Consider the following 23,196-nt stretch of genomic DNA (forward strand, 5'->3'; position numbering starts at 1 on the left):
TACGAGTAGATCACCATGGATATTGACCAGGATTTGGGCCTTCGTCGTGACTCCCTTTTCGATGCCGTTACACTGTATACCGCGACTGCATTGTTCGGTGTCACGATCGGTTTAACGGTCGTCCAAGTGTTTGTCCGACAACTCGGCTTCCAATCGCTTGGACCGATGTACCTGACGGAGCCACTTGCACGATTCACACTCATCATTGCGACGTTTCTCGGCGCCGCAGTTGCCGCCCGAAATGATGAAAACATCAAAATGACGCTCATAACGGACCGACTCGAAAACTACAGTCCAAGCGCAGCAAGATCATTGCGAATCGTCTCGAGCGCGATCGTAATTGGGTTCGTTGCTCTCGCAATGATCGCGACGTTTCGTGCTGCGCTCGGAAACTGGTACACCAGCATCGGCGGGGTCCGAATCGTTACCGAGGGATACCTCTACCTCGGAATCAGTATCGGGCTTGCAGTGTTTCTCTTCTACGAGATCACCAAAATCAAGCAAGTGCTCGGTGTGGAAGTAGGACAGTCATCGAAAGCAAGCGCGGGATCGGATACGGAGGAACTCTAAGATGGATCTGCTAATCATCGGCTTTCTCTTCCTGGGCGTGTTGCTTCTGTTGTACGGAGCTGGCGTTCCCGTCGCAATCGCGATGGGTGTGACCAGCGTTGTCGTGATGGTCTCGCCCTATGGGACCGGCCTCAACCTGGGTGTGATCGCAAACCAGATGCTCTATGGCCTCAACACGTTCACCCTACTGGCAATCCCGTTCTACCTATTACTTGGGCGGTTGATGAATCACATCGGGATGACGCGGCGTATCTTCCGGTTCGCGCAGGCGCTTGTGGGCCAACTGCGCGGCGGCATCGCGCACGTCAACATCGTCGCGAGTATGCTGTTCTCGGGCATGTCGGGACTCGCGGTCGCTGACGCCGCCGGTCTCGGGCGTGTTGAGTACACCGCAATGCGCGAGAACGGGTACGACAAGCAGCTCTCGCTCGGCGTCACGGGCGGTTCATCCATCATTGGACCGATCATTCCCCCGAGTGTTCCGGTTATCATTTACGGCGTGCTTGCGGAGGAGTCGATCGGCGACCTCTTCTTAGCGGGCATCCTCCCAGGAATCCTCCTCGGACTGCTCATGATGGTGCTGGTCGTCGTGATCGTTCGCATGAGCGGATACGGGATCGACCAGGTGTTCGAATGGGACGAACTCTGGGAGAGTTTCAGAGGCGCGTTCCTTGCCCTGTTGACGCCACTCCTCATTATCGGTGGGATTCTCTCCGGCTGGTTTACCGCGACCGAGGCGGGTGCGATTGCGATCGTGTACGTCCTCCTCGTCGGCGCTTACTACGGCGAGCTTAACCCTCGCGGACTCCTCCAAGAAATGCGCGACAGTACAGTTGAAACGTTCTCGCTGACGTTCATCGTCGGCGTCGCCGCGCTGTACGGGCTGGTCGCGGTGCAACTCCAGCTCCCCATCATGATGGCCAACGCGATCACCGACTTCACGACCAACACCACCCTCATCATCCTCCTCCTGGTGCTCCTGTTGCTCGTCGTCGGAACGTTCATGGAGACGATCGCAGCGATCTCCATCCTCGTGCCGGTGTTGATGCCCGTTCTCGAGATCTCTGGGATCGATCCGCTCCACTTCGGGATCGTGATGATCCTCACCCTCATGTTGGGGCTCCTGACGCCCCCGTTCGGCGTCATCCTCTTCGTCCTCGAGAAAGTGACTGACGCCAGCATCGAGGAGGTAATGAAGGCAGTGCTGCCGTTCTATCTCCCGATCCTAGGTGTGCTCTTCCTCATCATCATCTTCCCCGAGATCGTGACCATAGTCCCGGAGATAGCGAACTAACCTCTCCTATCTTCGTCTGCCCCGATTAGGTTATTCCGGTCGACGAACGCATCCGTCTCTGATCGCCATTCGACCGGTATTACCACTCTCATAACCGATTTTCATTGAACGGCCGACACCCAGTTCGATGGTCGCGGCGCGAATCGAGCGCGAGATGGGCTACCAGAGTAATTATGAATCTTCGTAAACTGGATTCGGTATGGACCGACTGCTAGTCGTCGTCGATGATTCGGAGACACACCGACAACTCCTCGAGAAGGCCGGCACGATCGCCGCCGGCGTCGGGTGTGAGTTAGTCGTCCTCGATATCGTTGACGAGAACGAGTTCACGGGTTCAGTCCAACGACAGGCGAATCGTGGTGGACAGGGTGAATCCTTCGACGAGGTGACGACGAAAGCCGCGGCGAACGCCCAAGAACTCGCCGACGAAGTGCTCGCCGATGAAGACATTGAGTACGATGTTCTCGGTGTCGTCGGCAAGGTTCCGGACGACATTCTGACGGTCGCCGAGAAACAGGGCTGTGATCATATCTTCGTCGCCGGCCGCAAACGGTCTCCTACCGGGAAAGCCGTCTTCGGAGATACGGCTCAGTCCGTGATTCTGAACTTCGACGGACCAGTAACCGTACTAACGGACAACAGCTGACGTTCACGCCCACCAGCTTACACGAGAATCAGGAGAAAGCCCGCGACTTTAGTCGTGGAGTGATGCCAGGAGAGCGACAGTCAGCTCCGACAGTGGCGTGCTTGCACGGTATCTCATTTTGAACTCGAATGCGTCGTATATCATGTGGAACGCGGAAATTTGGCAGGGTATCCGAAACAGTTCCTTTGTTACAGAACCAAATCCATCAGAGATCAAGTCGGAACGCCCAATTCACAATGAGTAGTACGAGCGCGACACCAAGCAGAACGATCAGAACGCCGAACGAAACGACCCAGCCGAAGAGGTCCGCAAACAATCCAACGGCAATAGAACCGCTTGAGGCGATGACCATGTATGCCGTTCGGATAAATCCGAACCCAGTATTTCGCTCTTCAGGAGAGAGATAATCCATAAACCGCGGAATTACCGCCGCACCCCACCCCATACTCAACCCAAGTAGGACGATGCCCCCGCCGACAGCGACGAATCCTGATCCAATCACGAGCAGCGACAGCCCTACAACCCCGCCACCGAGACAGACGCCGGTCGCGAGGTCGCGACCGTACCGATCCGAGAACGACCCGACGCCGATCTGCAGGACCCCCTGAACAACGAAGTACGCCGCGAACAACCCGCCGGCGACGGTTGCGGAGTAGCCTTGGTGTTCAATCAGGAATGTTGGAAGGAATGACGCGATTCCTTGCCACGTGAAGTCGGCGATGATCGCAAGAACACCGGTGAAGAGGATAGGAGGTCGATTCATGACGCCGAGCAACGGCCGAATTTCGAGTTGGTTACGCATTGGCTGGTTCGGTCGTCGCGGTTCCGTTGGACGAACACGGAGAAAGAAGAGGACTAGAATAGGAACGGTGATGATTGCCGTAACGCTGACGGCCAGGCGCCAGCCGTACGCGACAGCGAGCCAGGCGACGACAACTGGTGTAACGAGCCCAGCCGCGGGAGCGCCTGCGTTGTGAACGCCCACCGCGGTGCCGAAATCGTCATAAATGCGGCTCAACAGTGTTGTTGCGACGCTATAGTGAAGCCCAGCTGCGGCACCCAAAAGGACGGTCCCGGCGAAGAAGACGGCGAGGTGAGGCGCAAATACGATGCTCAGGCTGAGGAGGCCGGTTCCGCCCACGGACGCAAGAATTACCAGGCGCTCGCCGTACCGGTCGGCGAGTACGCCGCTCGGAAACTGTGTTAACGCGTACGCGAGCCACATCCCAGAGAGTGCGGCTCCGACAACCGCGTTCGAGACATCGAACGTGGTAGTTACTTCAGGGACGACCGGACTGATAGCGAGTCGCCCGACCATCGTCACGAAGAACGCGAGAGTACACAGGGTGAGAACGGTATCCCGGTAGCGCCAGTTCATGGCTCTGATCGAATAGCCACTCCGTTTTTCGCGCTCGCACTGCGATAGATCCCTTTCACGTTACACGACCCACGCTCCTGACTTTACGATGGATTCCGGACATCGCCGCTCCAGCGGAATGGCAATATCGGCTTGATGGGGAATCGAGGGAAACCAGCAGGTTACGGTCGACGAACGTTCCGGCGCGTTCATACTCTATCCTTCGGTTGTGTCCGTGCGTTGATCATGTAGTCCGCAACTCGGCTCACCAGTCGAATACCGGTTGCAGTCGTACGAACGGTCACAGGTTAAAAATATAAACACTGTGATGGCGGAACAGAATTCGTGCATACAAATATACTATAAGTATACTTCTAGCCGTCTCCCAGCATTCACCGGGCACCCACCGTTCGCCCGTTGGAATGTTTCACTATATATCATTCATTCCAGAATCCTTTTATCGAGGGAGAGATGAGAACAGTACACATGGAAACGTTCGAGGGGTACGACCGACCGGTCGGACCAGCAGGCGTCCGAAACTACGTCGCTGTCTTACCGACGTCAGTCGCTGCGTCCCCGGTTGCCGAAGAGATAGCGAATCGTACAGGAGAGAACGTCCGAGCAACGCCCCATCAAATGGGGAGTGACCCACCGGACGGTGCACGCGAACAGATCGCGCGAACCCTCACCGGTGTCGGAACGAATCCCAACGTCGGCGCCGCGCTTGTTATCGATCTCGGCACAGAGACGATCACGGCTGACGAGGTAGCCGACGAGATCGCCAACGCGGAGCGGCCTGTGGAGACACTCTCTATCCGTGAAGTGGGTGGGACGACGGCCGCCCTCGAGGACGGCGCTGAGAGCGCCCGCGCCCTCTGGGATGAGATTGCGGAGCAGCGGCGTGTCGAGTGCGATGCGAGCGAACTGCGGTTCGGCGTCGAATGCGGCGGATCGGACGCGACCAGCGGAATCGCCGCGAATCCCTCGGTCGGTGCGGCCTGCGATCTGCTGGTCGAAGACGGCGGTACAGCTACATTCTCCGAGACACCGGAGTTTATTGGCGCTGAACACATCCTTGCCGATCGGTGCGTCGACAACGACGTTCGTGAGCAGATGCTGGCCCGCGTCGACCGGAGAGAGGCGAACGCCGAGTTGATGGGTGTCGACTTCCGCGGTGCGCAGCCGAGTCCCGGAAATCAAGAAGGCGGCCTCACGACCATCGAGGAGAAAAGCCTCGGCGCCATCTCGAAGGGCGGAACGACCCCTGTTCGCGGTATCGTCGACTACGCCGAGCGCCTGCCCGTCGGAGGCGGGTTGGTGTTGATGGATACGCCAGGCTACGACGTCGAGAGCGTTGTTGGGAAAGTCGCTGGCGGCGCGCAGGTGATCGCGTTTACCACCGGCCGTGGATCGACGACGGGGAATCCGATCGCGCCGGTGATCAAGGTGACCGGTAATCCGAAAACAGCCCATCGGCTCGCCAATAATATGGACGTCGATGCGAGTACAGTCATTGACGGCGAGTCAATCGCCTCAGTCGGCGAGCGAATCTACGAGAAACTGTTGTCGGTGGCCAGCGGCGAACGGACCGCTGCGGAGGTGCGGCGCTTGGAGGAGTTCGCCATCAACGAAATCCAGCCGAACGAACTGGCGGAACGACGGGGTGAAACGGGAGCATGAAGGGCGAAGTGCTCGGTAACCTCGCGCTGCATATGACCGCCGATGACAACGTCGTAACGGCCATCGACGATCTCGAGGCCGGAACCGAGATTCCGTACGACGGTGATACCGTAGAACTCGTTGAAGACGTCCCGTTCGGCCATAAGATCGCCCTGATAGCGTTCGAATCTGGCGACACGGTTATAAAGTACGGCGAGAGCATCGGTCAACTGACCGAGTCCGTCGAGCCGGGCGAATGGGTCCACACCCACAACTGCGAGAGTACCCGTGGTCGCGGAGACCTCGCCGCCGGGAACGAGGAGGTGGCCTGATGTCGGCGCCAGAAAGCGAACGCTTGTCTACCGAAGCTGCCGACCCGTTGGAGGACGACGTCAAAGCCTATCAACGATCAAACGGGGAGATCGGTGTCCGAAATCGCGTGCTCGTCGCGCCGTCAGTTATCTGCTCACACATCGTAGCAGATCGTATCGCTGAAGCTTCCGAGGGCGCCGTAAGCGCCCCGCACGACCATGGCTGTGCCCAGATCGGTGCGGACCACGAACAGACCGAGCGAACGTTGCTGAGCCTCGCACAAAACCCGAACGTTGCGGGGACGACGGTGGTTGGTCTCGGCTGCGAGCACCTGCAGAGCGGCCCGTTTGCGGACCGTATCGGAGACAGCGGCGTCCCGGTCCGCGAAACAGCGATCCAAGACGCGGGAGGGACTGATGCCTGTCTCGAAGAGGGCATCGAGGCAACGACTGACCTCGTCTCGGCGGCGGAAACCGCCGATCGGACTGACGCCGCGCTCGCAAATCTCACCGTCGGTATCGTGAGTTCGGATCTGGAGGAATCGACTCGAACGATCGCGGATCCATTGGTCGGCGAAGCTGTCGACAGCCTACTAGAAGCTGGTGCGCGCGTTCTCGTCACGGGTACCGAACGACTGGTCTCCGATGCGGATGCCGCTGCTGGCCGCGCTGAGACCGACGAGGTTGGCGAGAAGATTCGCAAAGCAGTCGATCGATCGGCGGCACAGCCCGGAAATGTTCGAGGGATCGTCCATCGAGCCGCGGACCTGCCGTTCGAGTCCGTCGTCGGAGCTTGGGGAGCCGCATCCCCCGCAGAGTTCGTCTCGTACGGGGATCGGGCGTCCGTTGACGACGGACTTGTCGTCGTCGACTCGCCGTCGCGATTCGAGGAAGCCACAACAGCGCTCGCAGCAGCCGGCGCCTCGATCGTCGTTCACGTGACCGCTGAAGGGATCCCCACTGGACACCCGATCGTTCCCGTTCTCAAGGTAACGGGAGATGGCGTGACTGCCGATGCGCTCGCAGACGATATCGATGTCAATGCACAGTCGGCGTCTCCGGATGACTTGCTCGCAGAACTCCGCCGAATAGCCGACGGGCACCCGACAGCATCAGAACAGCACGGACTTACGAAGTTCGCGATAAATCGCGTCGGCCCTTCGATGTAAGCCACGGTACACGATTTTGTTTCTGAGACGCCAGCCGATTCAGAACTGGTAGCGAGAGACGAAAAGCAGCGATCTCGGAGAGCGAAAATCATTCGTTAGATAATTCCGTATGATTCGGCGTCAATTCACTCGTATACGTGGACACTCCCGGTTTGGTTAGCTTCGATGAAGTCCCAGTCGTAGTTGACGCCAAGCCCTGGTCCGTCCGGAACCGGAACCGTTCCATTGTCGTCGATCGCATCGATGTAGTCCGAGTAATCGCCGTCGTACACCGGTGGAATCGGGTTCTGACAGTTGGGGTGAACGAGTGCCAGTTCGTAGTAGTTCGTGTTTCGCGTCGCAGCCATACAGTGACGTTGTGCCGGACCAGGCGCGTGGAACTCGACGTCGAGTCCGAATCCCTCGGCCATTCGAGCGATCTTTATCGCGCCCGTAATACCCGCATCGTACTCAGGGTCAGCTCGAACGAAATCCGTCGCCCCGTTAGCCACAAAGTCCGTATGGCTTTCGAGACCCCGGATGTGTTCGGTCTGTAACAGAGGCGTCTCGAGATGCTCACGAAGTGTCTCGTGACCATGCTGAGAAATCCCCGCATCCTTGTACGGATCCTCGTACCAGAAGAAGTCCTCTTCGTCACAAGTCCTGCCAATTTTCAGTGTATCAGCCCACGTTTCGATCTGGCAGGCCGGATCGAGCATGAGGTCCATCTCGTCTCCGACTCGCTCGCCGACGGCGTGGATCATCTCGATGATCTCCTCTGTATCCCGCTTGGCTTCCGTCCAGGTATGAATCTTGTATCCCGGATACCCCATCTCGAGACACTCCTCACCGAAGTCGGCGAAGTCTTCGGGCGTTTCGAGCCCGCCGTTCTCGTCTCCGGGGTACGTCGAGGCATAGGCTGGAAGGCGCTTGCGGTAGGTACCGAGGAGTTCGTGGACCGGTGCATCGTAGTACTTGCCGGCGAGATCCCAGAGTGCGATGTCGATCGGGCCGATGCCCATCCGGTCGTACTTGCGAAGGGCGCGTTTGATCTCGCTCCAGTGTTTCTCGCGCTCGAGCGGGTTCTTGCCGACGAGGTAATCGGCGAACATGTTGATCTGGGCGGCGCCCGGCGAGTTGCCGCCGACGTACTCGCCCGTCACCCCCTCGTCGGTGTGGATCTCGAGCGCGAACAGTTTTCGCTCCATCTCGTTGCCTGGCTCGTAGACTGGATCGAATCCGTACGGAGAGTATCCAACATCTTCAACGGTGAAGCTGAACTCGGTGGATCGAATAGCTGTAATCGTTGGCGTCGTCATGTGGGAAGCTACCATATGTATCAGATATGTGTTTCTGTTTATTGGTTCCGATTCCGGCTGCTCAACCCGACGCAACCGATTGAAAAATCGTCCGTGAGAATCGAACTCTTCGATGGAGACAGCGAGAGAAGTAGCGTAGCAGCGCATCGGCCACGTACCTTTATGGCGCTCTGAACGGTCGTTCATCTTATGGAAGCGACGATCGATCTCAGCGTTCCTGAGGAGACTATACTCGACGCCTGCGGAGAGACGGCGCTGCCGGAGTTCGGCGTCATCGAACAGATATGGGAGACGGACCCGATCCTCGAAGACCGAATCGCGGATCGAACCGGACAGGAAGTCAACGCACTCGCCCTCGAGGACGTCCCCGACGGCGGCGAAGTCGCCGTTGGCGTCGGCAGTCGAGGGATCGCTAATCTGCCGGCACTCGTCCGGGGGGTCGTCGAGCGACTCGACGAGCTCGGCTACCAGCCGTTCATCTTTCCTGCGATGGGGAGCCACGGTGGGGCCACCGCAGAAGGACAGCAGGAGATGATCGAATCACTCGGTGTAACCGAAAGCCGGGTCGGCTGCGAGATCCGCTCGAGTATGGAAGTCGTCAAAGTGGGCGAAACACCTGATCGAGGCGTCGAAGTCGTTGCTGACGAACACGCTGCAGCGGCGGACGCAATCCTTCCAATCAACCGAGTCAAACCGCACACTGATTTTGACGGTGCCGTAGAGAGTGGGCTCTCGAAGATGCTGGTGATCGGAATGGGGAAGCAGCGCGGCGCAAAAACCGCTCACGAATGGGCAATCGATTGGAGTTTTCGGAACATGATACCCGAAATCACCGAGCAACTACTCGATGCCCTGCCGATCGTCGGTGGCGTCGCCGTCGTCGAGGATCAGCACGACGAGACGACCCTCATCGAGGGGATCCGCCCGGAGGGCTTTCTCGATCGCGAAGCGGAACTGTTGGAGACGGCGTACGAGATCATGCCGACACTTCCGTTCGGCGAGGTCGACGTTCTCGTTCTGGACCGCCAAGGAAAGGACGTGAGCGGGCAGGGACTCGATACGAACGTCATCGGTCGACGGCCGTTCGCGATCAACGAACCCGAGCCAGAACGCCCGGACGTCAAGCGGATTTTCGTCCGCAGACTCACCGAAACGACTCACGGAAACGCGATGGGTATGGGATCTGCGGACTTCGTTCACGCAGACCTCTTCGCTGACCTGAACAGCGACGATACGTTGATTAACGCGATTACCGCGAGCACGATTCGAGGGGTTCGACTGCCGCCGGTCGTCGAAACGGATCGTGCGGGACTGATCGCATCACTCTCGACGATCGGCGTCGTCGACCCGGATGAGGTTCGAGTACTTCGAGCAGCAGACACGATGCATCTCGGCACTCTGTACGCATCGCAGGCGCTCGTAGAGGAGGCGCGTCAGCGCGACGATCTCCGAGTAGTTCGGGAACCGGAGCCGATCGAATTCGACGACGGACAGTTCGAGAATCCAGCGCCGCACATCGCGTTCTGATCCCACGGTTCTGGATCGACACACCGCGCCGGGGTTCCTTGTCTCCAGCAGCCTTAGGGCGTGATCTACAAACGGAAACTTAATATGTTCTTCATGTGCAGGTGTGACACACAGATGAACACGCCGTCAGTGACGCTTCCGAGCGGTGACGAGATGCCAGTCGTCGGTATGGGAACCTGGGATGTGACCGGTGATGCCGTCGAGGACTCCGTGCGCACCGCACTCGAGGCCGGATATACCCACATCGACACTGCCGAGGGCTATATGAACGAGAACGAAATCGGCGATGCGATCGCCGACTATGATCGTGAGGAACTGTTTCTCACCTCGAAAGTGCTACCGAAGAATCTCGACTATGAATCAGTTCTCCGAGCGTGTGATCGCTCGTTGGAGCGGTTGGGAACGGACTATCTGGATCTCTACCTGATTCACTGGCCCAATCCCGCCATCTCGCTGCGAGAGACTCTCGATGCGATGGAGACGCTTCACGATGACGGGAAAGTCCGAAATATCGGCGTCTCGAACTTCAGTCCGTACCAGCTCAGTATTGCGCACCACATCTCAGAAACGCCAATCGCAGTCAATCAGATCGAATACCATCCGTGGCTCCAGCGCCCGGACTGGATCGAGTACTGTCGTGAGAGCGAGACAGTCGTAGAGGCCGCCGCTCCGCTGGCCCGAACCGAAATCCTGGCTGATGAGGACGTCCGAGAGATCGCCGAGAAATATGGCAAGAACCCCGCACAGGTTGTTCTGAAGTGGGCCGTCGAAAACGACGTTGTCGTTATTCCGAAGTCAACGTCACCGGAACACATCCGAGAGAACCGCGAGTTATCCGACTGGGAACTCGACGCAGCCGACCGCAAGCGTATAGACCAACTCGATCGGAATTATCCGGTCTACGATGATCGTACCAGAGAGTGGGGTGACGACGTGTACGGCATCTCGAAGTAGCACTGTGTTGTGAATGCTCAATTTCAAAAGCCAAATATAAGCGACTGATCGGATTCCCGCTGGCAGATTACTATCCCGATTTCTCGAATTGATCAAGCCCATCGAAAACGAGACCGTGTCCGGGTCTATCGGGCGGAACGAGACCTCCGTTTTCGACAGTCAGGGGTTCTTCGACAACGCGATTGAGCACCGTGGAGTGGTGTTCAATGTACGGCACATTGTCGACGGCAGTAGCGAGGTGAACGTGGATTGGCTCAATATAGTGGGGTGAAACAGGGATGTTCCAGAGACTCGCAGCGCGAGCGACGGTCATCCAAGGCGTGATTCCACCTACACGCGAAACATCAGGTTGAAGGAAGTCAGCACCCTTTCGAGCCATTACCTGTTTGAACTGCGTCTCATTGTAGAAGTTTTCCCCAACAGCGATCGGAATATCGATCTGTGTACGGAGATCGGCATACGCATCGTAGTCACCTTTTTCGAGTGGTTCTTCGAGCCAGGCGAGATCGATATCTCCAATGTGGCTCGCAAACCGGCGCGCCTCGGCAACCGAAAACGCGCAGTTCGCATCGACAAAGAGGTCTACGTCCTCCGGCAAAACATTGTAGACAGCGCGGATCCGCTCTGCATCCTCAGCATATCCCCGTCCAATCTTCATCTTCATACCAGAGAACCCGTTGTCCGCAATTTCAGCTGCGTTTTCCTGTAGCGTCTCAATATCGAACTGAATCCAGCCACCGTTGGTTTCGTATGCCGGGACGAGTGTTTGGTCGCCACCGAGAATGTCGTATAGCGGCTTTCCTGCCTCCTTTCCAACGATATCCCAGAGCGCGATATCTATCGCTGACAACGCGAGTTCGGAGATTCCTTCGCGACCGATAAATGTTGTCTCGGAGCGGAGCTTCGTTCGAATAGATTCTGGCGCAGCAGATTCACCAGCGAGTTTAGGGACGAGAACATCGTCTAAAAATTGTTTGATCGATGTACCGCCCTCCCCAATCGTGTACGTCAATCCAACTCCGCGCTCTCCCGCTGATGTTTCGATTGTAACAGTTACTAGTTCTAATTCATCAAACGTCTGTGTTGCGTCCTTGAGCGCCTCTTCATTGGGAATACCATACAACCCAGTGGATATATTGGTAATTTCTGACACGGACATATACACTCCTCTCTATCATACCTATAAGTATTTCTAATTGGCCTGGCCGGCAATTCGTTAAATGTGAGCCCATAAATAATTGGTATTCGTCTGTTCATCAAGCCCGGTTACATTTTTAAAGGAACGTGTAGACAGTACCTGCGGTGACAATACATCCTCCGGTTCAGAACTAATTGCTATTATCAGTCATTAATACAAACCATTATACACCATATGGGTATATTCTTTAATTCAAAATAATAACTATTTTATCTCAGATATTATAATAATAAGGGCACTGTCTAGATGAGGGAAATCGCAAGACTGAAAGACGATGAAGTTGCGGTATCGGCCGTGAAATCAGAATCTAGATCTGACATACAGAGAGTCTGTTCCACGAGCGGCGAAAATTCGGCTGCTTCAGTATACTTCTCATGAAAAGAGATTATCTCCCTTTTCATCTATTGTAGCGAAATGGGCGCTGAAACATCGCTCTACGCTAGAAGCGCTTAACTAGACAGTGTCATAATAAGATAATTCTAGGAATAGGATACATACGTCCAAACGGTACCGTCTAGTTAGCGCAGTTTGAGGAACGAGCAAGTCGTGGAGTTAGTTTGGAATGATGCTTGTAAACCTGCTCAGCAAGAGCTATGAGGCGGATTTAGAAGAACCTTGGGAGAAAGAGTGTACGGCAACGCCCGTCAGGGTGTTCGCCGTCCGCCTCCACCAGACTAGTTGTTCACCTCGAGAGGTACAAGCGATTCTCGCTGAATTAGGCGTTGAGCGGTCTCATGGAGCGGTCTAGAACTGGGTACATCGGCTGACTGACAGCGGACACAGCCCACCGACGGCGAAGCCGTCGCGGGTCGCCATCGATGAAACCGCTGTCAAGATCAACGGTGACTGGTCTTGGGTATACGCTGCAATAGACCTAGACTCACGGCTAATTCTTGGTATCGCAGTGTTCGGACGGAAAGGCACCGATCCAGCCGCTGCGTTCCTGCATCGATTGACCTAGAAACACGATCTCGACGACACGGTGTTTCTCGTCGATGGCTACGGATATCTGACTACCAACTCCCGGTTAGAATTGAGCGGTCAGCTCGATTACGTCGAGAGAAACCTGATCGAAAAGTGATTTCATACTCTCAAGATGCGAGTTGATCGCTTCCATAACTCGTGGGTGGGCGGTCGGGCGAGTGTCAGAGAGTGACTTGAATAGTTCGTACACTACTACAATACACAACGACCACATCAGCCACTCAACGGACAGACACCAGCGGAGGTGCTGAAGCACACGTCGAGCGCGGTCAACGGAAAGCAGAAGTTCAGCGCTTCCAAGAACTCGTTTCGGGCTCGACACCACACGTCAAATACCTCCTTCGTGCATTAGCGAACCTCACCGAGAATCGCGAGGGCGACGCCTTCTCGACGCACGAAATCTACCAGGTATACCAGAGTATTGCAGATGCTGAGGGCAGTGATCCGCTGAACCAAGACCGTGTCTATCGACTTCTGAAAGAGCAGTCGTTTCTCGGCGTCATCGAATCACGACACACAGGTAGTGGACACAGCGAAGGGAGTTACCTAGAACACCGACTTATGCGCGGATCTGACGTCGTTTTGGCGGCTCTCTCGGATTGAGAAAATATCTTTTCGGGCGGAGAATGGTGGTCCTCGAGAAAGACGTTCTTCGGTGCCAGAGGATCGATCTTAGACTACTATTGAGAGTGTCATACAATAGTTCCCAACAGCCATTATTCACGATCTCAATCCTGAACGAAACACACAACTGGCGAAAACCACCGGATTACACGCGAAATGAGAACTGTATAATCGCCAGGTATGGGTGAGAGCTATTCTATGACACGCTCGAGTGTTCTCGCTTCCTCCTGATCTAGATCCCGTGGTGATCGTTGATCATCGACAGTCGGCTCTCGAAACGCTGTGCGAGGAGTGGCCGTGGCTCCGATCGGTCCTTCCGCTGATCGATGCAGCATGCGAGTCTCCGAAGCCCGATCCGACGTGTGATCTGGTGCTTATAGGCCCGACCGTCTCTCAGCAACCGCTTCCACAGTCTGTCGAGGGATTATCGTGATGCTCTCAACAATCGCTCTGCCTTGTCGGTGCTTGAACAGAGCACCGCATTTCAGTCGACCTTTGGGCTCTCGAGGACCGCTGGGATCCGAAAATCGTTGGGTAGAACTATTGATCTTTATAACGCGCAAATCCGACTTTGGTGATAGATGACAGACCCACAGGATTCTATCGAGATCGAAAACGTCGTCGCATCATCCGGTATCGGACAAGAACTTGCGCTCGAGAGTCTTGCAATGGACCTTGAGGGAGCTGACTACGATCCTGAACAGTTTCCTGGCCTCGTCTATCGCACCACAGATCCCAAATCTGCTGCCCTGATCTTCCGCTCCGGAAAAATTGTGTGTACTGGGGCAAAAAGCGTCGAGAACGTCCACTAGAGTCTGTAAATCGTTTTCGAGATACTTCGTGACCTCAATATTGAGGTCGATGAGGATCCAGAAGTTATCGTTCAGAATATCGTCAGTAGTGCCGACCTGGGTCGCAATCTCAATCTGAACGCGATCGCGATTGGGCTTGGACTCGAGAATATCGAGTATGAACCAGAGCAGTTCCCTGGGCTAGTCTATCGGCTTGACGAACCCGGAGTTGTCGCCCTCCTTTTCGGCTCCGGGAAACTGGTCGTGACTGGTGGGAAAGAAGTCGACGACGCAAGGGAGGCTGTTGGTATCATCGCTGATCGTCTCGAAGACCTCGGTCTACTCGAGTAAGGTTCAGTCTCTTTCTATAACTGAACTGCTGTTGCCACAGCGGATCTCGGTACAGAACGCGTTACGTACGGGCGGAGACGATATACACGGGCAAGAGTACTAAATTGCACTGCGAGCGACCGACGAAAGCGAGCGGTTTTTAGCGATCTAACACCGAATTCGGTCCAGTAGGAGTGGCGCTTCGAGATTGCGCCTTACAGCAGGTCCGATGGGATCGACGATTATGACATCACTGTAGTTGGCGAGCAGTGAGCCGATGACCTCATTCTAATCTTGGTTTTCTTTCCGCCACTTCTCTTGGAGTAGGACAACATTGTCACGAATTGCCCCGACCCACTCGTCAAGTGTCTCGTAGTTTTCGTGTGAATCGTAGAGCACACTTCGGAGCTGCTTGTTTTCCTGCTCGAGTTTCTCCACACGCGCTTCGAGATCGTCGAAGCGCCGGCGGACTTCTCCCTCTTCGATCGGAGTGAGATTGTAGTCTTCTTGTGTCGCTGTGAGGACTTCTTTGCCTCTATCAGTAATATGATAATTATATCCGTCTCGTTGAACTGACGCCGGGTCGCCCTCGTCGTGGCGCTTGACGAGACCAGCGCGCATGAGATTCTTGAGGTGGTAGTTCGCGAGGGGTGCGTCGATGTCAGTATCGCTCGTGATGCTCGAGGTTTTGGCGTCACCGCCGCGGTGGCGGATCGCGATCAATATCTTGTGTGGTTTCCTTGATATCTCTTCAGCAATCTCCCATGGATCCTGGTCAGCTTCCATACAGACATGTCCATCTCTAGACGGTTAAATATTTAGTTCAATTTAGCCTGAAACGGGAATTACCGACTACATCTAGCCCGGCTACCCCCTCAATACTAATCTCGAGCAACCCGCATTGAGACTCCGCGTTGATAGCCTCGAGTGACTATCAACGAAACGAGAGAAGAGTGGTTGAACAGTGAGCGATAGCAAGTGAGATTACGAGTGCCGCGGCGCGGCGCAACCAGCAGAACGAACCTCGAGGAGCGAAGCGAAGTGAGATCATCACTAGGTTACAGCAGAGAGAATCATCACCTCGAGCACAGGGTGGACTATCAGACTGAGCACCGACAAAGTGGACTATCAACAGGCTGGTAGATAGGTAGACTAATCTCGAGTGTAAACATGCAATCCTGGGAGATCTCGAGGTAGTGTCTGGGGGTCACCTCTGGCTACAGCATGCAGAGCGAGCACGGAGCGAAGCGGAGTGCGAGCGGCCAGTCGGTAACAGCGTGGCGGCGCTGAGTGGGGCTGGTCGCCGTCGGTGTCGGGCCGACAATAACGGTGGCAGTTACGACTTTCGAATTGAGTAACTGGTTGCATTCCCGAAATTAGTATCACTCTGAGCAATGATAATACTCTTGTGAACAACTCATACTTTCGTCGCGGCGATCGTTGCGGAACGACATGGTGATCTTGCAATACAGCGGGATTATCTTGACCGCAAATGAAACATCCCATATGCTAACATCAACAGACTACTTTATTAGTTTTACTGACCAGTTACACTGGCCAGTAATACTGGACAATATGACTGAATAATCTGCCGAGGATTTATGTATTAATACACAGATTATCGAGTGTATGATTCCGTACACAGTGTGGTCGGAGGCCGGCGGCGTCGGTAAGACGACGCTCGCGGCGAACCTCGCTCGAGCGCACGCGAATCGCGACCAGGACGTACTCGTGATCGACATGGATCCACAGGACGGCGGCCTAACGAATCACTTCGGACTCGACGACCGAAAGGCCGACGGCGAAGTCGATAACCTCGTGCTCCACATGCTCAACCGCGGCCGAGGTCCGTTCGACGATCTCGTTCGCTCTAGTGAAGGCGTCGATTGCATCCCGAGCCACAATATGCTCGGGACGCTCGACGACCTACTCGGGAAAGCGAAGGAACTCGAGGAAGACACAAACCCGAACCCGGACTATGAGTACGAGAAGGAAAAGCAACTCCGACGTGTTCTCGTCGAAGCAGGCGTTCCCTCCGAGTACGACGTGTTGGTTATCGACCCGCCGGCTTCGGAGGGCCAGCACCTGTACAACGCTGTCTACGCAACATCGAACCTTCTCATTCCTTTCGAGCCGTCGCCAAAAGGCGAGCAAAGCGTCAATGGGCTTCGCGACGTCGTCGACGGGATCGAATCCGAACTCGGCGATATCGACGTCGGCGTCCTCGGCACTGTCCCAAACAAGGTTAAGGGGACGAACATCAACCAGAAATATCTCGACGCGCTTGAGGAGGAGGAACTCCCGATCGCGCCGGTATCGATCGGTGAGCGCGGATCGATGCTCGGTGACGCTTGGGACAATCAGGTTTCGGTCTACGAGCTCGACTCGAATGACGATTACCGAGATCTCCGCGACTACGAGCGATCGACACTCGAGAAGTTCGACGACCTTGCTGCATACATCACCAAACAGTTCGAACAGCCGGAGGTTCAAGCATGAAATCTGGCGCGACCGATCCGTTCGCGAACGACGACCAAGACAGCCAATCCGACGACCCTAATCAGACCGAAAACACAGGTAGTAATACCAGCCAGTCTGACTCGTCAGTACAACCAGAGAACCAGCAACAGACGGCTGATTCGACTACTCAGATTGACCGTTCAGACTTACCTCGAATCCTCACGCGAGACACAGTCAAAGAGGACCGTGATGCGGTCCACCAACTGTTCGTCTACTCCGACACCGCCGAGAGAGAGAAAGAGGCTCGTCGGGAACTTGAGGATCGACTCGGGGATGTGTACAAGCTCGATGCTCGCGAGGCGATCTATCGTGCCGGGATGGAGAACATCGATGACGCAGAAGAAATCCTCCGGGAGTGGGGTGCGGATATCTGATAAAACGATACTTCCCCGCAGAAAGTGACTTCCTCCCCACCCTACTCGCTCGCTTGCGCTCGCTCCTGGAGGGTAGGGCTTCCTGTTTCCACGACGCACTTTGCAGGAACCGACTGGGTCCCGTAGGGAGCGCAGTCTCCGCAGGCGTTGATTCGGGACAGCCCGCCCCTACTTGCTTCAGTCCGCGTACCAGGATGTTGTAGGCCGCGTTCCAATCGCGGTCCGCCGTGAATCCGCACGACGGACACGAGTGCTCGCGGACCCACAACGGTTTGTCCGTCTCGACACCACACGCCGCACACTCTTTGGTCGTCCCAGCCGGATCGACAGCGACGAAGTGCGTGCCTTCGCGTTCGCACTTGTATTCGAGCATCCGGAGGAACGTTCCCCACGCCGCTCCGGCACGATTGCGGCTGTTCGACGGGATTAGCAACTATTCAAGACACGGTCAATTGGTTTTGTGGGCACTGACGATCTTAGAAGAGGAAGAGAAGACACCAGTTCGCACACGAGATATTCGAGAACCATATGAAATTTTGTGCGACAGTGAGGGGAGCAATCCCGTCTCCGATCGAGCAGTACGTGAGTATCTTGCTGAGTTGGAAACACTCGGAATCATATCATCAACACAGATTAACCGCGGCAAAGGGGGCGGAAAGTACAAAGAGCACGAATTGGACCAATCGATCTCGAGTGTCAAGGCTGGATTGAAGGAACTTCTTGGAGCGACTCCCTGACCCCACCAGTTCCGCTGTTAGCTCATCCAAAAAAGAGGGGTGGGTGCCGACACCCACCCCACTGCTTCCGCTGTTAACAGGGACAAGAGTGTCTGTACTTTCTCTTTGGACGCACTTTGTGGTTTAATACGTGTCCTATTTGTCTGATTAGCTAGAAAGGTTTTAAGCAAATGTGGAAAAATGATCTCATTGTCTGTTCATCACCAAACAACAAAACACCCTCCTCACATGGAGGGTGGTATAGTCGTTCCTTCTCTAACAGCGGAACTGGTGGGGTAGGAGGGTTCGGAAACCCATCTGAATTGGAATTCTGTCATCAATCGACTCTTGTGTTCTGTTGAATAGGGGTACGGCATCGGGTAGGTGTGCTACAGCCACGACTTAGAGCCCGAAGGAAAATATCTCAGAAATCAATCTTTGTTCTTGCCACCAATCCAGATAAGTACGCTATTCTCGACTGCAAAACGAACCGGCCTACGCTACAGTTTTCCCTCCATGAGTAGTTGTAGAAAAGCTATTCAACAGGGCATTTTGATCGGCTTTGGTATCCTCAAGCGCGATAGGTTGCGACACGAACATATGAAGTACTACGCCACGGATTCTCCATCATGCGAAGGATGCAAGGGATAAGTAAGATTCTTAAGTTGCAGTTATTTATTTGATATTTCTTGTCTCACTACGTCCCTGAATAGATGCACTCAATGCAGCATTCCCTGAAATCGATTGACGAAGGTAATGATCGTTCAGTACGGAGGTCTAATTAACAACAGTTGCTTTCATCAGGCGACCATTCGCAGGTATTGCCAGTTGTCAGGTCGTTATCGGCGATGTATGTCGAGAGACAAGCGTAATTACAGAAGTATGTAGGTGACCTACACTCATCGGTGCAGTCACGGACGCAGATAGGGTCATGGTCGAAAATACGTGACCTACAGTACTCACATGTCTCGTCCGCTTCTGGGGTTGTGACGGTCGTGGACATACCTTAACTACTAATCAGATCATCGAAAGCGTTTCGTAAATTTTTCTTAAAGCTTTGAGATCCAGTGATCAGTACACCTATGAGAAAAACTCCAGCATAAGTTGAGACTGTCGCTCTCAATGCATATGGAATTGGCATTCGTTTCGTCACTTCGTTCCAGGAACCCGCGCTGAAATAGCCGATACATAGAGAGTGCGAACGTAACGCTACGAACTCTGTCAACTAGAGGTAACATCGGTGGCCTATTCGATCGTTCGAGATGCGGAAGGAGAACTGGAGCAGTGCTCAGAGATTACCCGTTCTGAGAGGGATAATCCAGTAAATCAGTGGGCGGCCAGCTTTCCAACTCTGTGGCGACTTCAAACAGTTGGTCTATCTCCTTCTGCTTACCAAATGCCACTGTTCTGTCCTTTCGGTTAATAGTAAGGATGTTTTTCTCTACCAATTGCGGAAGATGAGTATGAATTAGCCGAACTTGGGCACGCTTACTCTTTTCATTGTTAACCTTTTCGAGCGGGATTTTGTGCCTTCGGGCAGCTACCTCTCGTGAGAGTTCCGTTATAGTGCCCTCTCCGTTTCGTTCTACCAACTCATGGAGAAGAATTTGACGGTCAGCGCTGGCAAGAGCGTGAGCTGCCTCCGTCTGATCCATATTCTATTCATTTCAGAGCAGGGCTTCCGATGGCAAAACGACTCCGTCTAATTATATTGGGAGACAGCAGCATGCCACTCACTTAGGATTCATTATATGCGATCATCCATAGCGATATGGCGTTTTCCTATACTGATCAGTATAGACAGGCTCTTGCAATCGGATCAGCAGCACTCGGCCAATGGGCTCGACGCTGGCTTCGCGACGTGATATTTTTCGGACGATCGCGACGACCTCGTACCACGGGTGGCCAGCGTACGACACGACACCGCTGTACGACCGGAGTTCGCTCGGTGCACTCGAAGAAGATATTCGAACTGTCGCAACGGCCTGGTTTACCCTTTCTACTCACAATTCAATCGATGAGTTCATTTATGAACTCCCGTTGGAGTGCATCAATTTTCGGCCTCATGATGGCTATAGTGGTTCAGTGAGGTATGAAATGAAGCCGCTGGTACGTGCATTTCTCTTGAAAGCGATCCACGGCTGGGATCACGAAACAGCGCTGACCGAGTATCTTGAACATCGACCAACCGTTTGTCACCAACTCGGATTTGAGACGGTTCCGGATCAATTGACGCTGTAGCGAACGTGGCATGACCGCTTTTCGGCTGACCTTCAAAAGACGATTCAGAAGGGTGCAGAAATCATCCTGGTAAAACTGATAACGAGGGTATCGATCTCCCCAGGGATCCGCCACCTACATTTTCAGTATGTGGTGTGGTCGGGAGAGTGGAGGCAGAACCGAAAAGCCGATAGATTTAAACTGACCGTCTTACGGTTCAGAATAACGGGTTCACTCTCAAATGGTGGGCCCGACTCTCAAGCCGACGCACTTCGGTGGCGTTGACCCCCGTAGCTTTGGGGGCGATAGGGCGGTCGACTTCCGAGCAAACTACTCAGAACTGTTGGGCCTAATTGTCTACGCCAGGCTTGTTACTCAGTGAAAACGACCCCATTTCATATCATGGAGACAAATCATACATTTTTGTCACTATCTGTCGTGCAAAAAGACGGCCGTCGGCTCACTCCCCAGACGGCTATTGGACAGATCGTGCCTCGAAACAACACGGCGTGGACCCACCTGGTCCCCTCCGTTCTCTGTCGGCGTGTGACTCAGAGCTCGCTGAACACGTCAATCCCGAGCATTCTGTCGAGTATCGACGCGACGGCTAGCCCGATACCGAGGCCGGTCAGCAGACACGTGAGGTGGGGGTGGGGGGTGGATAGCGAAGAAAACGACGAAGAGTAGTCCTCGGGGTTTGGAGAACCATCGTGAAGAGGGCGACAACTCGCTTTAACGCTCTGTAATCCAGCAGCACAATCCCGACGTTCAATATACCCTTGTCCCCTGGCTTCGAGTGCCCGAAAGGGCTCAGACGCAATCGGCTCTACGCGAGCCAATCGATCCAGAGGGAGCACTCCCCCTGCACCCTTCGCAACCCCACCATTCACCCCACCTGCCGTTTTCTCCACTTTCCCCATCGAACCGATTGACGCCCCCTACAAGCCGGACGAATTGCACAGCACTTCTCGCAGATTGGATCGTCTTGTGAGACACCGTAGGACGAATTGCCCGCTACTGGCAGCGCTCGTTTTACAGTGTGAAAGAATAGCGCGGTTTTTTCTCGCTACATGTAATAGCTCAAGATGGCCGTCGTTGACAGTTGCGACGGCCTCCGCTCGGTCAGGTCGATCGCTTCGGACGAACGGCCCATCTGTTGACAACTTTCATGGGAGGCCGCGTGAACGGCCTCCTGTTCCTCTCCATACGCATGGTAGAGTACTCCAATCGACGTCCTCCACAATCCGAGCGAATTGCGCACCACCCGTACGTATTATAACACTGCAGATGGCCAGACTAACCGGCGAGATCCGACGCTCGCCAAGCTGTTACCCCCCTACCCCTGCACGGGGTTTTGGACTACTGAGAACTTGTTAGTCGGCTCTGTTGAAACCTTTTGTGTCTGACAGGAACAGCTTACTGTGACTGGGCGCTGCTCCCGTCCAGATTCCTGATCGAACCACCTAAACCTCTCACTCTTCGATAGGGAATACTGCCATCATGGACCAGTCGAACAGTGAGTCGGGCTCCGGCGATACGATGCAAGAACGTGAGAGTGAACGCCGTCTCAACCAGTGGATACTACTGGAGGCAAATCGATGGACTATCGTCGGTCTCCTCTTGCTGGCAGTATTCATCTTGCTCGTCCTGCTCGCCACCGCCAATCCTGCCCCCGCCAGTGAGCTTCTGCAACTCGAAGCGCCGGTGGATACCGCTTTCCAAGGGCTCATCGCTGGTATCATTACCGGCGTCACTCTCGTGCTAACGATCAACCAGTTGGTGTTATCCCAGGAACTCGGTCCTCTGGGCCAACAGCGCGACCGAATGCAAGGCGCGATGAATTTCCGCCAAGACGTAGAGGCAGAGACGGAGTTGGCCGTGAGCCCCACGGAAGCATCCGCGTTTCTCCGAGCACTCGTTGAGGCTACCGAACGGAAAGCGGTGGCACTCCAGGACACTGTCGGTGACCGCACTGACGAGGAAGCCGTCGATGAGGTCACTTCCTACGTTGATGATCTGACCGAGAATGCCCAAGAGGTGAGCGAGGAATTAGCGGATGCGCAGTTCGGAACGTATCAGGTTCTCGGAGCGGCGCTGGATTACGACTATTCGCGGAAGATACACACTGCCCGCCAGATCCAGAATGATCACGGTGATGCACTCTCCGACGAGGCAAATGGAACACTCGACGATCTCCAGGAGGTGTTGGAATTTCTGGGACCGGCACGTGAACACTTTAAGACATATTACTTCCAGTGGGAACTGATCAACCTGTCCTACGCGATCCTCTTCACTACAATCCCGGCACTGATTGTAGCGTTTACAATGATACTGTTTTTCGATCCCGAACTCGTGTCGGGAACGATTTGGGGAGTGGAGAGTGTGCTCCTAATCGTCTGTCTCGCAGTAACTTTCGGCGTCATGCCGTTCATGGTACTGTTCGCCTACATTCTTCGGGTCGCTACCGTAGCGAAGCGGACGCTTGCGGTGGGGCCGTTTACCCTTCGCGAAACTGAAGAAGCAGAGGAGATTCAGTGGGAGGAGTAGTCCGGCCAGTGACCGACAGACCTACCGTGTGCACTGGGGCCATCCGTTACGGTTCAGGTAACTGATCCAGTGGTCATTCCGGCCACGGTACTGCGCATCTCGATTCA

Annotated in this window: 18 protein-coding genes and 5 pseudogenes; 16 read left to right on the forward strand and 7 right to left on the reverse strand. The window is 54.9% G+C overall.

Annotation, left to right across the window (positions count from 1 at the left end; all coding sequences use genetic code 11):
- Positions 1-15 precede the first annotated feature (15 nt).
- The 3 genes from NED97_RS22505 to NED97_RS22515 all read left to right on the forward strand — a co-directional run bounded on the left by NED97_RS22505 (position 16) and on the right by NED97_RS22515 (position 2,510).
- A complete protein-coding gene (locus NED97_RS22505) occupies positions 16-570 on the forward strand; it encodes a TRAP transporter small permease (RefSeq protein WP_252490998.1) in 555 nt (184 codons plus the stop codon).
- A gap of 1 nt (position 571) precedes the next feature.
- The gene (locus NED97_RS22510; RefSeq protein ID WP_252490999.1) at positions 572-1,864 is read left to right on the forward strand and encodes a TRAP transporter large permease; all 1,293 of its coding nucleotides are present in this window, start codon (positions 572-574) and stop codon (positions 1,862-1,864) included.
- A 199-nt stretch (positions 1,865-2,063) separates the two neighbouring features.
- Entirely contained in the window at positions 2,064-2,510 is a 447-nt protein-coding gene (locus NED97_RS22515; RefSeq protein ID WP_252491000.1) for a universal stress protein, read from the forward strand.
- Positions 2,511-2,715: 205 nt separating this feature from the next.
- Here the strand turns inward: NED97_RS22515 and NED97_RS22520 are convergent, their stop codons facing one another.
- Positions 2,716-3,888 (reverse strand): MFS transporter, encoded by a 1,173-nt coding sequence (locus tag NED97_RS22520; protein ID WP_252491001.1) that lies wholly within the window; start codon positions 3,886-3,888, stop codon positions 2,716-2,718.
- A 465-nt stretch (positions 3,889-4,353) separates the two neighbouring features.
- Here NED97_RS22520 and NED97_RS22525 point away from each other — a divergent pair, with 465 nt between their 5' ends.
- Genes NED97_RS22525 through NED97_RS22535 form a run of 3 tightly spaced genes read left to right on the forward strand, consistent with a single transcriptional unit; the run spans position 4,354 to position 7,006 of the window.
- On the forward strand, positions 4,354-5,547 hold the full coding sequence (locus NED97_RS22525) for a UxaA family hydrolase (protein WP_252491222.1): 1,194 nt from the start codon (positions 4,354-4,356) through the stop codon (positions 5,545-5,547).
- Positions 5,544-5,858 (forward strand): UxaA family hydrolase, encoded by a 315-nt coding sequence (locus NED97_RS22530; RefSeq protein WP_252491002.1) that lies wholly within the window; start codon positions 5,544-5,546, stop codon positions 5,856-5,858. The genes NED97_RS22525 and NED97_RS22530 overlap by 4 nt, the downstream gene beginning before the upstream one ends.
- Positions 5,858-7,006 (forward strand): UxaA family hydrolase, encoded by a 1,149-nt coding sequence (locus tag NED97_RS22535; RefSeq protein ID WP_252491003.1) that lies wholly within the window; start codon positions 5,858-5,860, stop codon positions 7,004-7,006. Before NED97_RS22530 ends, NED97_RS22535 begins: the two co-directional genes overlap by 1 nt.
- 125 nt (positions 7,007-7,131) lie before the next feature.
- Here the strand turns inward: NED97_RS22535 and NED97_RS22540 are convergent, their stop codons facing one another.
- A complete protein-coding gene (locus tag NED97_RS22540) occupies positions 7,132-8,304 on the reverse strand; it encodes an enolase C-terminal domain-like protein (RefSeq protein WP_252491004.1) in 1,173 nt (390 codons plus the stop codon).
- 189 nt (positions 8,305-8,493) lie between these two features.
- Between NED97_RS22540 and NED97_RS22545 the strand changes: the two genes are divergently transcribed.
- Positions 8,494-9,831 (forward strand): nickel pincer cofactor-dependent isomerase, group 22, encoded by a 1,338-nt coding sequence (locus NED97_RS22545; protein WP_252491005.1) that lies wholly within the window; start codon positions 8,494-8,496, stop codon positions 9,829-9,831.
- A 114-nt stretch (positions 9,832-9,945) separates the two neighbouring features.
- Positions 9,946-10,785 (forward strand): aldo/keto reductase, encoded by an 840-nt coding sequence (locus NED97_RS22550; protein WP_252491006.1) that lies wholly within the window; start codon positions 9,946-9,948, stop codon positions 10,783-10,785.
- 70 nt (positions 10,786-10,855) lie between these two features.
- On the opposite strand, the gene NED97_RS22555 is transcribed toward NED97_RS22550, so the two are convergent.
- Positions 10,856-11,944: a mandelate racemase/muconate lactonizing enzyme family protein gene (locus tag NED97_RS22555; protein WP_382207938.1), complete on the reverse strand. Its 1,089-nt coding sequence runs from the start codon at positions 11,942-11,944 to the stop codon at positions 10,856-10,858.
- Positions 11,945-12,545: 601 nt separating this feature from the next.
- Between NED97_RS22555 and NED97_RS22560 the strand changes: the two are divergent.
- The 3 pseudogenes from NED97_RS22560 (at position 12,546) to NED97_RS22570 (ending at position 14,733) form a co-directional block, all read left to right on the forward strand.
- Positions 12,546-13,319 (forward strand): annotated as a pseudogene (locus NED97_RS22560) (IS6 family transposase).
- Positions 13,283-13,570: pseudogene (locus NED97_RS22565) on the forward strand (cell division control protein Cdc6); the annotation flags it as partial. The pseudogenes NED97_RS22560 and NED97_RS22565, both read left to right, overlap by 37 nt.
- A gap of 602 nt (positions 13,571-14,172) precedes the next feature.
- A pseudogene (locus NED97_RS22570) lies at positions 14,173-14,733 on the forward strand (TATA-box-binding protein).
- A 267-nt stretch (positions 14,734-15,000) separates the two neighbouring features.
- On the opposite strand, the gene NED97_RS22575 reads toward NED97_RS22570, so the two are convergent.
- Complete coding sequence (locus NED97_RS22575; RefSeq protein WP_252491008.1) at positions 15,001-15,498, reverse strand: hypothetical protein; 498 nt, start codon at positions 15,496-15,498, stop codon at positions 15,001-15,003.
- An 843-nt stretch (positions 15,499-16,341) separates the two neighbouring features.
- Between NED97_RS22575 and NED97_RS22580 the strand changes: the two genes are divergently transcribed.
- Together NED97_RS22580 and NED97_RS22585 are read left to right on the forward strand one after the other, a co-directional pair.
- Positions 16,342-17,211, forward strand: a complete 870-nt coding sequence (locus NED97_RS22580) for a ParA family protein (RefSeq protein WP_252491009.1) — start codon at positions 16,342-16,344, stop codon at positions 17,209-17,211.
- Positions 17,208-17,606, forward strand: a complete 399-nt coding sequence (locus NED97_RS22585) for a hypothetical protein (protein ID WP_252491010.1) — start codon at positions 17,208-17,210, stop codon at positions 17,604-17,606. Before NED97_RS22580 ends, NED97_RS22585 begins: the two co-directional genes overlap by 4 nt.
- A gap of 41 nt (positions 17,607-17,647) precedes the next feature.
- On the opposite strand, the pseudogene NED97_RS22590 reads toward NED97_RS22585, so the two are convergent.
- Positions 17,648-18,033, reverse strand: a pseudogene (locus NED97_RS22590) (RNA-guided endonuclease InsQ/TnpB family protein); the annotation flags it as partial.
- Here NED97_RS22590 and NED97_RS22595 point away from each other — a divergent pair.
- Positions 17,996-18,343: pseudogene (locus NED97_RS22595) on the forward strand (cell division control protein Cdc6); the annotation flags it as partial. The pseudogenes NED97_RS22590 and NED97_RS22595 sit on opposite strands and share 38 nt — an antisense overlap.
- Positions 18,344-19,103: 760 nt before the next feature.
- Here the strand turns inward: NED97_RS22595 and NED97_RS22600 are convergent.
- Together NED97_RS22600 and NED97_RS23510 are read right to left on the reverse strand one after the other, a co-directional pair.
- Entirely contained in the window at positions 19,104-19,325 is a 222-nt protein-coding gene (locus tag NED97_RS22600; protein WP_252491011.1) for a hypothetical protein, read from the reverse strand.
- 292 nt (positions 19,326-19,617) lie between these two features.
- Positions 19,618-19,977, reverse strand: a complete 360-nt coding sequence (locus NED97_RS23510) for a DUF7344 domain-containing protein (protein ID WP_455429880.1) — start codon at positions 19,975-19,977, stop codon at positions 19,618-19,620.
- A gap of 181 nt (positions 19,978-20,158) precedes the next feature.
- On the opposite strand from NED97_RS23510, the gene NED97_RS22605 reads away from it, so the two are divergent.
- Complete coding sequence (locus tag NED97_RS22605; protein ID WP_252491012.1) at positions 20,159-20,563, forward strand: hypothetical protein; 405 nt, start codon at positions 20,159-20,161, stop codon at positions 20,561-20,563.
- 1,479 nt (positions 20,564-22,042) lie between these two features.
- Positions 22,043-23,089, forward strand: coding sequence for a hypothetical protein (locus tag NED97_RS22610; protein ID WP_252491013.1), 1,047 nt, complete (start codon positions 22,043-22,045; stop codon positions 23,087-23,089).
- Positions 23,090-23,196: the final 107 nt, after the last annotated feature.

Origin of the sequence: Natronococcus sp. CG52, from assembly GCF_023913515.1 — an archaeon.
Lineage (GTDB): Archaea > Halobacteriota > Halobacteria > Halobacteriales > Natrialbaceae > Natronococcus > Natronococcus zhouii.

Bases quoted from the DNA above. Each gene is read 5' to 3' on its own strand.
- NED97_RS22575 (WP_252491008.1), bottom strand. From the start codon at position 15,498: ATGGAAGCTGACCAGGATCCATGGGAGATTGCTGAAGAGATATCAAGG.
- NED97_RS22545 (WP_252491005.1), top strand. From the start codon at position 8,494: ATGGAAGCGACGATCGATCTCAGCGTTCCTGAGGAGACTATACTCGAC.
- NED97_RS22530 (WP_252491002.1), top strand. From the start codon at position 5,544: ATGAAGGGCGAAGTGCTCGGTAACCTCGCGCTGCATATGACCGCCGAT.
- NED97_RS22610 (WP_252491013.1), top strand. From the start codon at position 22,043: ATGGACCAGTCGAACAGTGAGTCGGGCTCCGGCGATACGATGCAAGAA.
- NED97_RS22510 (WP_252490999.1), top strand. From the start codon at position 572: ATGGATCTGCTAATCATCGGCTTTCTCTTCCTGGGCGTGTTGCTTCTG.
- NED97_RS22525 (WP_252491222.1), top strand. From the start codon at position 4,354: ATGGAAACGTTCGAGGGGTACGACCGACCGGTCGGACCAGCAGGCGTC.
- NED97_RS22605 (WP_252491012.1), top strand. From the start codon at position 20,159: ATGGGCTCGACGCTGGCTTCGCGACGTGATATTTTTCGGACGATCGCG.
- NED97_RS22535 (WP_252491003.1), top strand. From the start codon at position 5,858: ATGTCGGCGCCAGAAAGCGAACGCTTGTCTACCGAAGCTGCCGACCCG.
- NED97_RS23510 (WP_455429880.1), bottom strand. From the start codon at position 19,977: ATGGATCAGACGGAGGCAGCTCACGCTCTTGCCAGCGCTGACCGTCAA.
- NED97_RS22550 (WP_252491006.1), top strand. From the start codon at position 9,946: ATGAACACGCCGTCAGTGACGCTTCCGAGCGGTGACGAGATGCCAGTC.
- NED97_RS22505 (WP_252490998.1), top strand. From the start codon at position 16: ATGGATATTGACCAGGATTTGGGCCTTCGTCGTGACTCCCTTTTCGAT.
- NED97_RS22555 (WP_382207938.1), bottom strand. From the start codon at position 11,944: ATGTCCGTGTCAGAAATTACCAATATATCCACTGGGTTGTATGGTATT.
- NED97_RS22585 (WP_252491010.1), top strand. From the start codon at position 17,208: ATGAAATCTGGCGCGACCGATCCGTTCGCGAACGACGACCAAGACAGC.
- NED97_RS22580 (WP_252491009.1), top strand. From the start codon at position 16,342: ATGATTCCGTACACAGTGTGGTCGGAGGCCGGCGGCGTCGGTAAGACG.
- NED97_RS22520 (WP_252491001.1), bottom strand. From the start codon at position 3,888: ATGAACTGGCGCTACCGGGATACCGTTCTCACCCTGTGTACTCTCGCG.
- NED97_RS22540 (WP_252491004.1), bottom strand. From the start codon at position 8,304: ATGACGACGCCAACGATTACAGCTATTCGATCCACCGAGTTCAGCTTC.
- NED97_RS22600 (WP_252491011.1), bottom strand. From the start codon at position 19,325: ATGTCCACGACCGTCACAACCCCAGAAGCGGACGAGACATGTGAGTAC.
- NED97_RS22515 (WP_252491000.1), top strand. From the start codon at position 2,064: ATGGACCGACTGCTAGTCGTCGTCGATGATTCGGAGACACACCGACAA.